Raw genomic sequence first — 14,105 nt, forward strand, 5'->3', positions numbered from 1 at the left:
ACCTCGTTTTCATCCCCTTCTCGGCGGTGTGCGTCGCGGTCACCGGGGCGGCCCACCGGCGGCCGCCCGCCCGCGCGGCGGGCGTGGGAGCGCGGCCCCCGGGCACGGCCGCGGCCGGGCACGGGGACTCACACCGCCAGGCGGTAGCCGCGCTTGACGACGGTCTCGACGACGCCCGGCCCGAGCGCGGCGCGCAACCGGGTCACCGCCATCTCCACGGCGTGCCCGTCCCCGCTGCCGGGCAGCCCGCGCACCAGGTCGGGCTTGGCGACGACGGCGCCGGGACGGGCGGCCAGCGCCCGCAGCACCGCCATCGGCCCCGGCGGCAGCTCGACCAGGCGGCCGTCGAGGACGGCGGCGTGCCCGCGTACCTGCAGCGCGGCGTCCCCGACCCGCAGCACCGGGTCCCGCTCGGGCAGCCGGGCGACGACCTCGCGGGCCAGCGCGCCCAGCCGGGAGCGCTCGGGCTGCAGCGTCGGGATCCCGGCGGCGGTCAGCGGGCCGGCGGTGACCGGCCCGACGGCGACCGGCAGCACCCCGCCGGTCAGCGCGGCGACCAGCTCGTCCCGCCGGCCGAGCTCGGTGGCCACCGACAGCAGGCTGGCCGCGGCCGGCGCGCTGGTGAAGGTCACGGCGTCGACCCCGCGGGCCACCACCGTCGTCACCAGCCGGCGCAGCGGCCCGACGTCCTCCGGCAGCACCCATCGGTAGACCGGCACGGTCAGCACCTCGGCGCCGGTGGCGCGCAGCGCGTCGACGAAGTCCGGCAGCGGGTCGCCGTGCAGCTGGACGGCGACCCGCCGCCCCCGCAGCGGGCCCTCCGCGCCGGACAGCAGGTGCTCGAGCACCTCGGCCGAGGACTCCGACGCCGGTGACCACGCGTCGACCAGCCCGCCGCCGCGGATGGCGCCGCGCGCCTTGGGGCCACGGGCGAGCACCCGGGCGCCGCGCAGGTGGTCGACCAGCGGTAGGTCCCACGCGTCGGCGGCCTCCAGCCACCCGCGGAACCCCACACCCGTCGTCGCGACCACCAGGTCCACCGGCGCGGCGAGCACCGCCTCCGTGGCGGCGACCAGCTCGGCGTCGTCGGCCAGCGGCACGATCCGGATCGCCGGGGCGTAGACCACGCGGGCGCCGCGGCGGTCGAGCAGGGCGCCGAGCTCCTCCCGCCGCCGCGCGGCCGTGACCGCCACGGTGTACCCGGCCAGCGGCGCGGGGCCCGCGTCCTGCTCCGTGCCGGTCGCGAGGCCGGTGGTGAGCGCCGGGGCGTCGGGGGAGGAGGTCACCGGACCATGGTGGCCGCTGGGCGTTGCGGTCGTGTGACGGCCCCTGCACCGCGGGCCGGCCGCGGGGGTGCGACCGGTCAGCGGGTGGTCCACGAGGCGATGAGGATGCTGGCGTCGTCCTGCAGCACCCCGCCCTGGTGGTCGAGGACCGCGCGCACCAGCCGGCGCACCGTCTCCGGCGGCGGGTGCCCGGCCGCCGCCGCCCGGGTCAGGAACTCCACCAGCCGCTGCTCGCCGAACCACCGCCCGGCGGCGTCGCGCGCCTCGGTGACGCCGTCGGTGTAGAGCACCAGCGAGTCCCCGGGCTCGAGCACCTCCTCGGCCACCTCGAACGCCGGCGTCCCGAGGCCGAAGGGCACCCGCCCGCCCGCGCTGAGCTCCTTGACCACCCGCCCGTGCCGCAGCAGCAGCGGCGGCGGGTGCCCGGCGCGGACGTAGCGCAGCCTGCCCGAGGCCACGTCCAGCTGGGCGAGGACCCCGGTGACGAAGGCGCTGCCCGTGAACGTCGTGGCGACCACCTCGTCCACCGCGCGGACCTGGTCGTGCAGGCCGCGCCCGTCCCGCCGCGCGCTGCGGGCGGTGGCGAGCGTCGCGGCGCTCATCAGCCCCGCCCCGAGGCCGTGCCCCATGGCGTCGAGCACGGTCAGCCACACCTCGTCCTCGGCGAGCGCGTAGTCGAAGGCGTCCCCGCCGACGGTGGCGCTGGGCTCCAGCAGGCCGGCCACGACGAAGGCGTCGGTCGCGGCGGTCAGTGGGGGCAGCTGCTGCCAGACCAGCTCGGCCGACGGCGACCGCGGCCGGCTGCGCCGGGTGCACTCGAGCCCGTCGCCGTAGACGCCCATCGAGGTGATCAGGTGGCCGACCATCGAGGCCAGCCACCAGCACTGCTCCCGCAGGCCCGGGTCCTCGAGGTCCCGGGCGGCCTCCACCCGCACCTCCAGGACGCCGACCCGGTCGGCGCCGTCGAGCAGCGGCACCCACAGGCGCGGCAGGCCCCCGGCCTCCGACGGCAGCGACTGCCCGGACTGGAAGACGCGGCCGGGCAGGGTGCCGTCCACGGCGATCGGCTCACCCGCCGGCCGGCGCTCGCCGGACAGCGGCACCAGCCGGCGCTGCTCGTGGTCGACGACGTGCACGGTCACCTCGACGCCGAGGACGCGGCCGGCCCCCGCGGCGAGCAGCGCCAGCCGGTCCGGCGGGGCACTGCGGGCGGCCTCGAGCAGCTGCAGCAGCGCCGCCAGCGGCCCGGTGGTGGGCCGCGGCGGCCGCAGCGGCCGGGAGTAGGGCACCCGGCGGGCCGCGGACAGCTCGTCGAGCCGCTCGTTGACCGCGACCGCCAGCAGGTCGCCGTCCAGGTCGGGCAGCTGCGCCAGCCCGTCCAGGTGGGCCTCGACGTCGAACAGGTCGGCGTTGCCCCCCAGCTCGAAGTACCGCAGCCAGAGCTGCTCGAGGGTCAGCTCGGCGTGCCGGAGCGCGGCCACCAGCACGGCGCGCCGGCCCTCGTCGGGGACGCCCTCCGCCAGCATCAACGGAGCCTGCGGACGGCCGAGTCGACCACCGCCCGGGCCGCCTGCCGCAGCGTGCCGGCGTCCCCTCCCGAGCGGGACAGCAGCATGGCCAGCGCGGTCTCCTCGCCGACCCCGTGCCGGGCCATGAGCACCCCCTTGGCGGTGCTGACGACGTCGCGCGTCGACACGGCCCTCCTCAGGTCGTCGCTGGCCCGGCGGGCCCGCTCCCGGGCCGTGACGTGGCTGACCAGCAGGGCGGCCTGCGCGGCGGACAGGGTGAGCACCTGCGCGTCGTGGTCGGTGAAGGCGCCGGGCCCGGCGCTGTAGACCTTGAGGGCCCCCAGCGTCCGGTCCCCGGCGACCAGCGGCACGCTCACCGTGGACAGCAGGCCGAGACCGACCGCCGCGGGGGCCCAGTGCGGCCACCGGGGATCGGCGCGCAGGTCGTCGGCCCGCACGAGCACCCGCCCGGCGGCCGCGGCCAGGCACGGACCCTCGTCGAGCTCGTACTGCAGCGCGTCGGCGCGCTCGACCAGCGGGTCGGTGGAGCCCGACGAGCGCCGCCCGGTGCGGTCGACGATCGAGACGCCCGCGCCGGTGGCCGCCGGGACCGTCTGCAGGATCAGGGAGCCGACCAGGCCCAGCGCGGTGGCGACGGTCTCCTCGGACAGCAGCAGGCCGGCCACGCGGGCGGAGACGACCGACAGCTCGTCGGCCAGGGGGAGCGAACGGGTGGCGTCCTGGGACACGGGCACCTCGCGGGAACCGGCCGCGGCCACCCGGGTCTTCGAGGTGCCGCGACCTGCGGACACCCAGGCTAGTGCCGGATCACCGCAGGGACGCCGCCGCATAGCGCGGCACCCGCCCGCCGTCGCCGACGACCAGGCCGCGGCTGACCAGCAGCCGCAGGTGGGCGTCGGTCTCGGTGACGGCGAAGATCCGCATCCGCCGCTCGTACTGCGACCACGGCCGCGACCACGTCAGGTGCGCGGCCAGGTCCCACGGGGTGCTCCCCGGGTGCGCCCGGACCGCGGCCAGCAGCTCGGCCAGCCGGCGCTCGTGGTGCGCGCGCAGCTCGCGGGCCCGCCCGGCCAGGCCGCGGAAGCGCCACTCGTGGCCAGGCAGCACCTCGTCGGCCTCCTCCCCGGCGACCCGCTCCAGCGAGGACAGGTAGTCGCGCAGCGGGTCGGCGGCGCCGCCGGCGTGCGTCGAGACGTTCGGGCTGATGCGGGGGAGGACGTGGTCGCCGGCGAAGAACAGCCCGGTGGCCTCGTCGGCGAAGCACAGGTGCCCGGCGGTGTGCCCGGGCGTGTGGACGGCGCGCAGCGACCAGCCGGGCAGGTCCGCGCGGTCGCCGTCCTCGAGCAGCCGGTCGGGCAGCGCCAGCCGCCGCCACCGCGCGCTCCTCCGGCGTCCCGGCGTCCGCGCGCGCGTCCGGCTCGGGAGCGCCGAGCCCGACGAGGAAGGCGACCTCGACCTCGGTGGACTCCTCGGGGGAGCGGGCGGTGAAGGCGGTCAGGTCGTGGGCGTCGGCCGGGTGCATCGCCACCCACGCGCCCGAGGCCTCCCGCACCCGGCCGGCCAGGCCCACGTGGTCCATGTGCATGTGGGTGACCAGCACGCCGCGCACGTCGGCGACGCCGGCGCCGATCCCGGCCAGCCCGGCGCACAGCGCCGCCCAGCTGTCGTCGGCGTCCCAGCCGGTGTCGACCAGGCCCAGCCCGCCGCCGGCCAGCTCGAGCACGTACGCGTTGACCCAGCGCAGCGGGCCGCCCATCGGCACCGGCACCGACCACAGGCCCGGCCGCACCCGCTCGACGGCGGGCACCGACCGCTCGCGCCACGCGGCGCGCTGCGCCCGTCCGGTCACCTCCACGCCGCTCGCGTCCACGTGCCGGCACTCTGCCAGCCCGGCCGCGCGCTCCGGGCTGGGACCATGGGGGCGTGCCGACGCCGCCCACCACCCCCACCCGGATCTCCGCCGTCCCCCTGGTCGTGCGGGTGGTCTGCACGCTGCTCGCCGTCACGGTCGTCGTCGTCATGGTCGTCACCGCGCTCGTCACCCACCCGTCGGACGAGCTCAACCCCTTCGACGCCGCCGACCGCGTGGCCATCGCCGGGATCGGCCTGTTCGTCGGCGCGGGGATCCTGCTGCTGGGCCGGCCGCGGGTCGACGCCGACGCCTCCGGCATCCGGGTGCGCAACCTGCTCGGGCAGCGGACGCTGCCCTGGGCGGCGGTGCGCGGCGTCCGGTTCGACCGCCGGGCCTGGGTGGCCACGCTGGAGCTCGCCAACGGCGACGCGATGGCGATGACGGCGCTGCAGGCGGTCGACGGCGAGCGCGCGGCCACCGCCGTCGAGGGGCTGCGGGCGCTGCTGGCCGCCGACGTGGCCGCCCGCCCCGCGCCGGCGCACGGCCCGCTGCTGCACGAGTGAGCGCCGTCCCGGCCACCGGAATACCCGGCCCGACCGCGACGCTGTAGCATGGGCGTGCCTCCCCGCTACACGAGGCGCGTGAACCACCCCAGCGGCCCCGCCCCGGGCCGCTGACCAAGAGGAGCCCGCTCCCACCTGGCGCCGTCGAGGCGCCCAGGTCCCCGGTTCGCGGGAGCCCGACCTGCCCCGGCCGGGAACCCGCGACGTGCCCGGCCCGGCGACGGGCCGGTGCCGCACCGGCGAGACGGGCCCTGTGAGCACCGCTCACGGGGCCCTCGCCGTCTCCGGTGCCCGGGTGGGCGCGACCTCCTCCCGTGTGACAGAGCAGAGGAGAGGCCATCACCGAGCCCCGTATCAACGACCGTATCCGCGTCCCCGAGGTCCGCCTGGTGGGCCCGGAGGGCGAGCAGGTCGGCATCGTGCCGATCGGCGAGGCGCTGCGCCTGGCGCAGGACTCCGAGCTCGACCTCGTCGAGGTCGCGCCGATGGCCCGGCCGCCGGTCGTCAAGCTGATGGACTACGGGAAGTTCAAGTACGAGTCCGCGCAGAAGGCCCGCGAGGCCCGGCGGAACCAGGCGCTCACCGTCATCAAGGAGATGCGGCTGCGCCTGAAGATCGACCCGCACGACTACGAGACCAAGAAGGGCCACGTCGAGCGCTTCCTCAAGGCGGGCGACAAGGTCAAGATCACCGTGATGTTCCGCGGGCGCGAGCAGTCGCGGCCCGAGATGGGCTACCGCCTGCTGCAGCGGCTGGCCGGCGACGTCTCCGAACTGGGCGTCATCGAGTCCAACCCGAAGCAGGACGGCCGGAACATGGTCATGGTGATCGCCCCGCACCGGAACCAGGCCGCGACCGACGGCGCCCGCCGTCAGGCCAAGGCCGACCGGGCCGCCGAGGGGCAGACCCCGACGGCCTGACCCGGTCGCACAGCAGGACCGCACCACCGAGACGGCCGGCGTCGTCTCGGCAGCCCCGTGCTGCCGGGCGGCGCCGACACCCACGAACAGGACGACGAGGACATGCCGAAGCAGAAGACCCACAAGGGCACCGCGAAGCGGGTGCGCGTCACGGGCACCGGCAAGATCATGCGCGAGCAGGCCAACAACCAGCACAAGTTCGAGCACAAGAGCTCGCGGCGCAAGCGCCGGCTGGAGAAGGACCAGGTCATGTCCCCGGCCGACACGAAGACCATCAAGAAGCTGCTGGGCATCTGAGCCCCCGCCTCCCGTAACCAGCAAGGAGTTCTCACGTGGCACGCGTGAAGCGGGCGGTCAACGCCCAGAAGAAGCGCCGGACGACCCTCGAGGCCGCCAGCGGGTACCGCGGTCAGCGTTCGCGCCTGTACCGCAAGGCCAAGGAGCAGATCCTCCACTCGGCCACCTACAACTACCGCGACCGCAAGGTGCGCAAGGGTGACTTCCGCAAGCTGTGGATCACCCGCATCAACGCCGCCGCGCGGCAGAACGACATGACCTACAACCGGTTCATGCAGGGCCTGAAGCTGGCCGGCATCGAGCTCGACCGCCGCGTGCTCGCCGAGCTCGCGGTCAACGAGCCGGCCGCCTTCGCCGCCCTGGTGGAGACCGCCCGGGCCGCCGTCGCCGCGGCCCCGGCCGGCGGCGAGCAGGCCGCCTGAACCACCCCCTCCCGACGCCGTCGGTGTCCGGCCCAGAAGGGCCGGCGCCGGCGGCGTCGGTGCGTGTGGGGGCGGGTGCTCCCGGCGAGATCGCGCGATCTCGCCGCCGGGAGGCCCCGGGAACGCCGAGATCGCGCGATCTCGACCGAGACGGGAGGACGACGTGAGCGAGCTGCTGACCGAGCGGTCCGGACGGGTCGCCGCCGCGCGGAAGCTGACCCGGCGCGCCGGCCGCGACGCCGCGGGCGCCTTCCTCGCCGAGGGCCGCCAGGCGGTGTCCGAGGCCCTGGCCACCGCGCCGGACGACGTCCGCGAGGTGTTCGCCACCGAGGCCGCGGCCGCCGCGCACCGCGACCTGCTCGCCGGCACGACCGTCCCCGTCCGGCTGGTCACCGAGAAGGCCGCCGCGGGCCTGTCCGAGACCGTGACGCCGCAGGGCCTGGTCGCCGTCTGCGCGCTGCGCGACCTGCCCGCCGAGGCGCTGACCGCCGACCCGCCCGCGCTCGCCGTCGGCCTGGCCGGCCTGGCCGACCCCGGCAACGCCGGCACCGTGCTGCGCACCGCCGACGCGTGCGGCGCCGGCGCGGTGGTCTTCGGCGCCGGGTCCGCCGACCCCTACGGCGGCAAGGCGGTCCGGTCCAGCGCCGGCAGCCTGTTCCACGTCGACGTCGTCCGGGGGGTGCCGCTGGAGCCGCTGGTCGCCGGCCTGCGGGCCGGCGGGGTCACCGTGCTGGCCGCCGACGGCGGGGGCGAGGTGGCGCTCGACGGGCTGGGGGACGCCCTCGCCGGGCCGGTGCTGTGGCTGTTCGGCAACGAGGCGCGCGGCGTGCCGCCGGAGCTGGCCGCGGCCGCCGACGCCCGGGTGCGGATCCCGATGCGCGGCCGCGCGGAGAGCCTCAACCTGGCCGCCGCCGCGGCGATCTGCCTCTACGCGACGCAGCTCGCCCAGGGCTGAGAGGCTGCCCGCGTGGACGACGCGAAGGCCGTGCTCCTGCGCTACCTCACCACCGCCCGCGAGGCGCTGCTGTGGAAGCTCGAGGGGCTGTCCGAGTACGACGTCCGCCGGCCGCTGACGGCCACCGGCACCAACCTGCTCGGGCTGGTCAAGCACCTGGCCTGCGTGGAGGCCGGCTACCTCGGCACCGTGGTCGGCCGGCCGTTCCCCGAGCCGATGGTCTGGGACGACCCGGACGCCGGGGCCGACGACGACCTGTGGGTGCGCCCCGACGAGTCCCGCGAGGACGTCCTGGCGCTGTACGCCCGCGCCACCGCGCACGCCGACGCCTCCGTCGCCGCGCTGCCGCTGGACGCCACCGGCGAGGTGCCGTGGTGGCCCGAGGAGCGGCGGCACCCCACGGTGCACACGCTGCTGGTGCACGTGCTCGCCGAGGTCGCCCGCCACGCCGGGCACGCCGACGTGCTGCGCGAGGGCCTCGACGGCGCGGCCGGCCTGCGGGACGACGACGACCTCACCCGCGACGGCGACGCCGACCGGGCCGCCTACGTCGCGATGGTCGAGGAGGCCGCCACGCCGTTCCGGTGAGGCCGACGCGCCGCGGCCGGTGCCGGAGCGGGTGCCGATGCCTTCCCGCCGCGGGGCCGCGGACGGCAGGGTGCACGGATGCGGCCCTCCCCGGGGCGGCCGAGTCTCTGTGGCGGAGGGCAGCTGTGACCGTGGGACCCAGGCAACGGCTCGGCGACGACCCGCCCGCGGTCGCCGACGGACGGCGCGCCCGCTGGACCGAGCACCGCCGCGCCCGCCGGGAGGAGCTGGTCGCCGCCGCCGTCGAGGCGGTCCGCCGGGCGGGCCCGGGCTTCGCCGTGGACGACGTCGCCCGCGCCGCCGGGGTGTCCAAGACGGTCATCTACCGCTACTTCACCGACAAGGACGAGCTGGTCGACGCCGTCCTCGAGCGGATCTCCTCGGCGATCCTGCTGCCGCGGCTGCTCGGGGAGCTGGCCGCCGGGCGCCGCGACGACGTCGAGCGGCTGCGCGCGGTCATCGCCGCGTTCGTGCTGCTGGTCGAGGACGAGCCGGAGCTCTACCGGTTCGCCTACGCCTCGGCCGGCCGCGCCGGGCGCCCGGATCTCGTCGCCGCCACCGAGCGCGAGGTCGCCGGCGCGCTGGCGGCGCTGCTCGGCGAGCGGCTGGCCGCCGCGGGCCGGCCCACCGCCGCCGTGACGACGTGGGCCTACGGCGTCGTCGGCATGGTGCAGCTGGCCGCGCACTGGTGGTCGGGCACCCGCGAGGTGCCCGCCGCCGAGCTGGTCGAGCAGCTGACCGCGCTGGCCGCCGGGGGACTGGCCGGCCTGCTGCCGCCGGCCTGAGCCCGACGCCGGCCGGCGCTCAGGCGGCCGCGGTCTCCCGCTCCTCGAGCCGGTCGAAGGGCGTGACCGTGCCGTCGCGGGCCAGGTCGCGGGCCCGCCGGGCGCGCGCCGCGAACCGGGCCAGCGCCAGCGCGACGTAGACGCCGGAGAGGACGAGCACGAGCACCCGGTCGGTGTCGGCGGGCAGCACGATGCTGCCGGCGAACTGCACCGCGAACAGCACGAACAGGGTGGCCGCGCCGGTCGTCGTCAGCCGCAGGCCGACCAGCAGCGAGACGGCGAACAGCGACTGCGCGGCGGTGAGCAGCAGCTCGGTGCGCTGCTGGGTGTCCAGCGGCAGGCCGTGCAGGCCCGTCGAGGACAGCGCGAACACCACCGGGATCGTGCCGACCAGCAGCGTCCACTGGTTGACCTTGCTCGACAGCAGGGTGCCCAGGGAGTCCGAGGCGCGCAGCCGCCAGGCGTAGAGGCAGGCGACGATGAGCTCCGGCGACTCGCTGGCCAGCGGCGCCACCCACTGCACGAGCAGGAACTCGTCGACGCCCAGCGCGGTGCCGGTCTCCACCAGCGACTCGGCGAAGTGCTCGGCGCAGGCCAGGATGACCAGCGCCGCGACGGCGAACACCGCGGCCACCCAGGTGCGCCGGCGGCGGCGCGGCTGCTCGCCGAGCCAGCGGGAGGTGCCGATCAGGTCGGGGTCCTCGGCCGGGGCCTGGGCCAGCCGGCGGGCGTAGAGCACGAACACGGTCACCAGCACGACGGCGTCGACGATCGTCAGGCTCGAGCGCAGCGGCAGGTGCAGCGAGTAGAGGGTGGCGACGCCGAGGAAGACGACCTCCGGCGACATCGTGGCCGCCAGCCGCACCTCCCGGCGGGGCGCCCGCCGCGCGGCGTCGTCCCCGGCGCGGCGGCGGCGCGCGACCGCCAGCGCCGCCACCACCACGACCAGCGGCCAGCCCACGCCGACCAGCACCCGGTTGGCGCCGGTCATGTTGGCCAGCGCCAGCGAGCAGGCGTCCTCGCCGCCGTCCGGAGGCGTGCAGGAGCCGGTGTCGCCGTAGGTGGTGCCGGCGGTCCAGGTGAAGACGAAGTCGACGGCGTACTCGGGCAGCACCGCCAGCAGCGCGAGCAGGGCCAGCGCGAGCCCGGCGGAGATGTCCACCTGGGCGGCCTCGGCGGCCCACGACAGCAGGAACGCCGCGCCGACGATCGCCGTCCCGAACAGCAGCGCCTGCAGCGGCGCGGGCAGGTCGGGGGCCGGCAGGCCCAGGTAGGCGGCAGCCCCCAGCCAGGTGCCGGGCAGCGTCACGAGCGTCGCCAGGCCCAGGGGCGTGGGCGGCCGGCGGCGGGGATCGGGCACGGGCGGACCTCCGGGACACGGGCGGGGGACGACGCCGGTGCGCCGTCCCCCGCCCCTACCCGCCCCGCGCCGGGGCGCACGCCTACGGCAGGACCGGCTCCCGCCGCGGCACCGGCGCGGCGCCCGCGGCGGCCCGCGCGGTGGCGGCCCGGGCGGTGGCGTCGCGGGTGACCGCCTTGCGGTCGTACACGCGCAGGTCGGCGCGGTGCAGCAGGTCGGCGAACACGACGCCGTCGGCGGGGCAGACGCTGACCCCGATGCTCGCGTCCACGTGCACCTCGGTGCCGTGCAGCGGCACCGGCCGGCGGATCGAGGCGGTGAGCTCGTCGGCGACCCGCCGCGCCTCCGCCGGCGCCGTCTCCGGCCGCAGGTCCGGCAGCGCGACGAGGAACTCGTCGCCGCCCAGGCGGGCCAGCAGGTCGCGGCGGCGGACCCGGTCGCGCAGCCGGCGGGCGACCACCTGCAGCAGCTCGTCGCCGGCGGCGTGGCCGAGCCGGTCGTTGACCGCCTTGAACCCGTCGAGGTCGACGAACAGCAGGCCGAGCGCGTCGCCGCGGGCGCGGGCCTCCCAGATCGCGGCCTCCACCTGCTCCTCCAGCCGGCGCCGGTTGGGCAGCCCCGTCAGCGGGTCGGTGCAGGCCAGCTCCTGGATGCGGGCCAGCGCGGCCGACGTGCGGTCGCGCTCGCGGACCAGCGCCCGCTCGGCCTCCACGCGCGCGGTGACGTCCACCTGCACGCCGATGTACTGGACGACGGTGCCGTCGGCGTCGTGCACCGGCGCGAGGTGCAGCTCGTTCCACCACGGCGTCCGCCCGGGGCCGCGGACGTTGAGCAGCGTCTCCCGGCACGGCCGGCCGGCGTCGACCGCGGCGCGGACGCGGGCGACCGCGCCCGGGTCGGTGTCGGGGTGCTGCAGCAGCCGGCAGTTGCGGCCGAGGATCTCGTCCGAGGACAGGCCGGCCAGCTGCCGGAAGGCCTCGTTGGCGTAGACGATCGGCTGGTCGGGCAGCCGCACGTCGACGACGGTCACGCCGCTCGGCGTGGCCTCCAGGGCACGCCGCAGCAGCACCTCCGCCTGCGTGGTGCCCACGGCCAGGCCGGCGGCCGCCGGGCTCGCCGCGGCGGCAGAACGGGGGGCCGGGGCCGCAGCCGGGACGGCGCCCCCGGCGCGCGGGGCCACCCGGGACAGCAGCGACGACGCCGCGCGGGACACCGTGCTGCGCTCGTAGGTGAGCGCGTACTCGAAGGTGCGCTCCAGGTCCGGGCCGTCGTCGCCGAGGTCGCGGGCCAGCAGCGCGGCGCTGAAGTGCGGGGACAGGACGGCGACGTCCCACTCGCCGCGGACCGGGTCGTCCTCGGCCAGGTGCGCGCCGCGCAGCCCGGGCAGCGGCTCCACCGGCAGGTCCTCGCCCAGGGCGCAGACGAAGCCGGTGCGCTCGACCAGGTCGCGGTAGCGCTGGGTGGTGGAGACGGTGAAGTGGCGGGCCTCCTGGAAGGTCGCGGCCACCACGCAGGTCTCGCCCAGGCGCAGGGCCTCCCGCTCCAGCTGCTTGGACAGCTCGATGAGCAGGGCCTTGGGCGCGCGGCGCAGCGGCACGTCGTGGGGCAGGCAGGCGAAGGGGGAGACCGCGCCGACCGCGCCGGTGGGCCGGCCGGCGCCGGGCAGCACCAGCTCGCCGACCGGCAGCTCCGGGGCGGCGCCCGGGCCGGGGCGGCCGAAGAGCCAGCCCTGGCCGAGGGTGGCGCCCAGGCCCCGGGCGTAGGCCAGGTGCCCGGCGGTCTCGATGCCCTCGGCGAGCACCACGGCGCCGCTGCGCTCGGCGTAGGCGTTGACCGCGTTCATGATCTCGGCGATCGCCGGGCCGGGGCGCTCCTGCACCAGGCGCAGGTCGAGCTTGACGACGTCGGGGCACAGCAGCGGCAGGAACGCCAGCGACATCGACTCGGCGCCGACGTCGTCGACCGCGATCGCCCAGCCCAGCTCCCGCACCCGCTCGACGGTGCGCAGCAGCTCGGCCGGCCGGGCCGCGATCGCCCGCTCGGTGATCTCCATGACCACCCGCAGGTCGCCGGGCGCGCCCTCGGCGATGGCGACGAGGTCGGCCAGCGGCGCGGTGTCGAGCACCTCGGGCTCGACGTTGACGAACACGGTCAGCGGCGCGACCAGCCCGCCGTCGACGGCGCCGCGGAAGGCGGCGGCCCGGCAGGCCTCGTCCAGCTCCGCGAGCCGGCCGGCGCCGCGGGCCGCGGCGAACAGCGCGTCGGGCCGCTCCAGCGGGCCGACCGGGCCGCGCGCCAGCGCCTCGTAGGCCACCACCCGCCCGGTGTCGATCTCGACGATGGGCTGGAAGACGCTGCGCACGCCGCGCAGGGCCTCGGCGAGGACGGGGTCGGATCCGGACGGCACCGGTGCCTCCTGGGGGCGGGTCACCTCCCGGTTCTCGGCACCGGACCCCCGTTCCGCCACCCGGCCGTCCGCCCGGGTCCCCCGGGAGGGTCAGGCGGGCAGCGCGATGAGCACGACGGCGGCCGCCGCGACGGCGAGTCCGGCCTGCTGCGCCCCGGCCAGCCGCTCGCGCAGCACCACCTGCGCCAGCACGACCGTGCTCGCCGGGTACAGCGACGCCAGCACGCCGGTGATCGCCAGCTGCTCGCCGACCTGGGTGGCGACGAGGAACAGTGCGTTGGCCGTCATGTCGGCGACGCCGGCGAGCACCACGACCGGCAGCACCCGGCGGGACACGAGCAGCGACCGGCCCGACGCCAGCGCGAGCCCGCCGATCAGCAGCACCGACACCACGCGGGCGGCCAGCAGCGGGCTCAGTCCCGAGTCCTCGCCGGTGCGGTCCAGCAGCACGAAGAACAGCCCGAACCCGGCGCCGGCGGCCAGCGCCGGCCCCATGCCGGCCGGCCGGGCGGTGCGCAGGGAGGACAGCCCGCCCTCGGCCGCCACGAGCACCACCGCGACCAGCGCGAGCAGGATGCCGAGCGCGGCCAGCGCGCCGATCCGCTCGCCGAGCAGCAGGCCGCCGACCACCGGCAGCGCGGCGGCCGACACCGCCGTCACCGGGGCCACCACGCTCATCACCCCGGTGGCCAGCGAGCGGTAGAACAGCAGCAGCCCGGCCCCGCCGGCGACGCCCGCGCCCGCGCCCCAGCCCAGGTCGGCGGGCGTGGGGCTGCCGCCGAGCCAGGGGAGCAGCAGCACGACGGCGACCAGCCCGGCGGCCTGGGACAGCGCGACGACGGCGGCCGCGGCGGCCCGGCGGCTGGCGATCCCCCCGCAGAAGTCGGCCATCCCGTAGACGACGGCCGAGGCCAGCGCCAGCACCATCGCCATCCGGTGCGCCTCCCGAGTCCTCGTCCCGCCGTCCCGCCGATCCTGGCAGCCGGTGCCGACGCGGCCCCGCACCGGTGGAGATCGCGCGATCTCGCACCGCAGCGGGTGCCGGGGCGTGGGGGGGGGGGCGGGGTGGGCGCGCCCCGGGGGGGGGGCCCCCCCCCCGGGGGGGGGCGCCGCGGGGCGGGGGCGCTATGCGCCCCCGGAT

14 protein-coding genes and 1 pseudogene are annotated in these 14,105 nt (G+C 77.5%); 7 read left to right on the plus strand and 8 right to left on the minus strand.

Annotated features, from left to right (window positions below):
- Positions 1-128: 128 nt before the first annotated feature.
- The 5 genes and pseudogenes from ACI79B_RS22965 to ACI79B_RS22985 form a co-directional block, all read right to left on the minus strand.
- Positions 129-1,286: a uroporphyrinogen-III synthase gene (locus ACI79B_RS22965; protein WP_456930247.1), complete on the minus strand. Its 1,158-nt coding sequence runs from the start codon at positions 1,284-1,286 to the stop codon at positions 129-131.
- A 77-nt stretch (positions 1,287-1,363) separates the two neighbouring features.
- Entirely contained in the window at positions 1,364-2,812 is a 1,449-nt protein-coding gene (locus ACI79B_RS22970; protein ID WP_456930246.1) for a PP2C family protein-serine/threonine phosphatase, read from the minus strand.
- Positions 2,812-3,606: a GAF domain-containing protein gene (locus tag ACI79B_RS22975; RefSeq protein ID WP_456930245.1), complete on the minus strand. Its 795-nt coding sequence runs from the start codon at positions 3,604-3,606 to the stop codon at positions 2,812-2,814. Before ACI79B_RS22975 ends, ACI79B_RS22970 begins: the two co-directional genes overlap by 1 nt.
- Before the next feature lie 16 nt (positions 3,607-3,622).
- Positions 3,623-4,180 (minus strand): MBL fold metallo-hydrolase, encoded by a 558-nt coding sequence (locus tag ACI79B_RS22980; protein WP_457000253.1) that lies wholly within the window; start codon positions 4,178-4,180, stop codon positions 3,623-3,625.
- A gap of 70 nt (positions 4,181-4,250) precedes the next feature.
- Positions 4,251-4,571, minus strand: a pseudogene (locus ACI79B_RS22985) (MBL fold metallo-hydrolase); the annotation flags it as partial.
- 167 nt (positions 4,572-4,738) lie between these two features.
- On the opposite strand from ACI79B_RS22985, the gene ACI79B_RS22990 reads away from it, so the two are divergent.
- The 7 genes from ACI79B_RS22990 (at position 4,739) to ACI79B_RS23020 (ending at position 9,197) form a co-directional block, all read left to right on the plus strand.
- On the plus strand, positions 4,739-5,230 hold the full coding sequence (locus tag ACI79B_RS22990) for a PH domain-containing protein (protein ID WP_456930244.1): 492 nt from the start codon (positions 4,739-4,741) through the stop codon (positions 5,228-5,230).
- A 389-nt stretch (positions 5,231-5,619) separates the two neighbouring features.
- Complete coding sequence (gene infC, locus ACI79B_RS22995; protein ID WP_456930243.1) at positions 5,620-6,150, plus strand: translation initiation factor IF-3; 531 nt, start codon at positions 5,620-5,622, stop codon at positions 6,148-6,150.
- A gap of 102 nt (positions 6,151-6,252) precedes the next feature.
- Positions 6,253-6,447: a 50S ribosomal protein L35 gene (rpmI, locus tag ACI79B_RS23000; protein ID WP_456930242.1), complete on the plus strand. Its 195-nt coding sequence runs from the start codon at positions 6,253-6,255 to the stop codon at positions 6,445-6,447.
- Between the two features lie 35 nt (positions 6,448-6,482).
- On the plus strand, positions 6,483-6,869 hold the full coding sequence (gene rplT / locus ACI79B_RS23005) for a 50S ribosomal protein L20 (RefSeq protein ID WP_093579784.1): 387 nt from the start codon (positions 6,483-6,485) through the stop codon (positions 6,867-6,869).
- 163 nt (positions 6,870-7,032) lie between these two features.
- On the plus strand, positions 7,033-7,824 hold the full coding sequence (locus ACI79B_RS23010; protein WP_457000252.1) for a TrmH family RNA methyltransferase: 792 nt from the start codon (positions 7,033-7,035) through the stop codon (positions 7,822-7,824).
- Positions 7,825-7,836: 12 nt separating this feature from the next.
- Positions 7,837-8,412 (plus strand): DinB family protein, encoded by a 576-nt coding sequence (locus tag ACI79B_RS23015; RefSeq protein ID WP_456930240.1) that lies wholly within the window; start codon positions 7,837-7,839, stop codon positions 8,410-8,412.
- Between the two features lie 125 nt (positions 8,413-8,537).
- Entirely contained in the window at positions 8,538-9,197 is a 660-nt protein-coding gene (locus ACI79B_RS23020) for a TetR/AcrR family transcriptional regulator (RefSeq protein ID WP_456930239.1), read from the plus strand.
- 19 nt (positions 9,198-9,216) lie between these two features.
- Here the strand turns inward: ACI79B_RS23020 and ACI79B_RS23025 are convergent, their stop codons facing one another.
- The 3 genes from ACI79B_RS23025 to ACI79B_RS23035 form a co-directional block, all read right to left on the minus strand.
- Positions 9,217-10,557, minus strand: a complete 1,341-nt coding sequence (locus ACI79B_RS23025; protein ID WP_456930238.1) for a sodium/calcium exchanger protein — start codon at positions 10,555-10,557, stop codon at positions 9,217-9,219.
- An 82-nt stretch (positions 10,558-10,639) separates the two neighbouring features.
- Entirely contained in the window at positions 10,640-12,964 is a 2,325-nt protein-coding gene (locus tag ACI79B_RS23030) for a diguanylate cyclase domain-containing protein (RefSeq protein WP_456930237.1), read from the minus strand.
- A 90-nt stretch (positions 12,965-13,054) separates the two neighbouring features.
- The gene (locus ACI79B_RS23035; RefSeq protein WP_456930236.1) at positions 13,055-13,897 is read right to left on the minus strand and encodes an EamA family transporter; all 843 of its coding nucleotides are present in this window, start codon (positions 13,895-13,897) and stop codon (positions 13,055-13,057) included.
- Positions 13,898-14,105 lie beyond the last annotated feature (208 nt).

It is taken from the genome of Geodermatophilus sp. SYSU D00879 (assembly GCF_054050375.1).